At 54.9% G+C, this 1,240-nt stretch carries 1 protein-coding gene; it reads right to left on the minus strand.

Translation table 11 applies throughout. From position 1 onward, the window contains the following. On the minus strand, positions 1-1,240 hold a 1,240-nt coding region (locus ACMV5I_RS29440; protein WP_414825968.1), incomplete at both ends, for an Ig-like domain-containing protein.

Raw genomic sequence — 1,240 nt, forward strand, 5'->3', positions numbered from 1 at the left:
AAAAGGGCGTGCCATTCTTCGGGCGTGCGGATGTTCCTCATGGGTTTGCTCCGTGTTGATGATCGGGAACAAGATCATGGCAACATCGCGAACGCAATAACAGGTGGGGTTCCAGCGACGCTTACGTCTAATCTGTGCGCAATAATCGGCGACATCATCCCAAATGAGCTCCCTGCCGCCGCTTGGCACAAACCAGCTGGTTACCGTGAACCGGTACGTTATCGGTATACCTTCGCCTGGCCTCGGCGTTGCCGTGATGGTCACCTCGCCTGCGGGTTTGCTGCTGAACAGCACGATACCGTCTCCATCGACGCTCACGTCTGCCGGCTGACTCGAACTCCAAGTGTAATCGCCCGCGGGCTTATTCGTGTTTAGCGTGAATGTCGCCCCCGTGAATGCCGTCGTCGGGAATCCAACATCCAATTCGAATATCCCGTTAGTCGGATTCACCTGTGTCACTATGTCGGTGAACTTCGGTGGTTCGACGAACGTCACATTCTCAGGGATATTCACCACCCCTATCGAAATGACCCGCGGTCTCAATGTCGCGACACCAGCCTTGATGCTTTTCAATGTGGCTGTGTATATCCCTGAGATTCCTGGGTCTGTCTCTGCCACCGTACCCACAAAGACATTGGTATCGTTCATGTCAATGCCGTTTACAGAAAAGGTGACGTCAGTCAGACCCGTGATCTTGTGGTTACTCACATCCAATGCTGTAAATGTCAAGATGGACAAATCATTATTATCAGCCAAAATACTTGCTTTGCTGACGGTGAATGTTGATGTTCCTGCATTAATAGCGCCGACTACAAAGTTGACCGTTTTCTCCTTCCCAGGGTCCGCCGCATTGACCGCCGACTTCGCTGTCACCGTCACCGCTTCAACCGTACCGTCCTTCAGCGTCACCGTGGCCTGGCCGTTGGTGTCCGTGACTGTTGGCGTACCCAACACTGCATCACCGGCAGAGGTGGTAAAGGTCACCGCCGTATTCGGCACCGGGTTGTTGTTGGCGTTCGTCAATGTCGCCGTAAAGGTAATGATTTTCTTGCCATCCGCCTCCTGCTCCAGGTCCGGCTTACTGGTCAGTGCCGACACCACGCTGGTTAACTCGTCCACCACAAACGTCGAGGTCTTCTCACCCGTGGTCATGCTGCCCACGCCCGCCGTCACCTGATTGCCTGCCGCCACCAGACTCACCAGTGTGGCCGCTGCCACACCCTGTGCGTTGGTCTGCACC

Source organism: Serratia sp. T13T92, assembly GCF_047530105.1.
GTDB classification, from domain to species: domain Bacteria; phylum Pseudomonadota; class Gammaproteobacteria; order Enterobacterales; family Enterobacteriaceae; genus Chania; species Chania fonticola.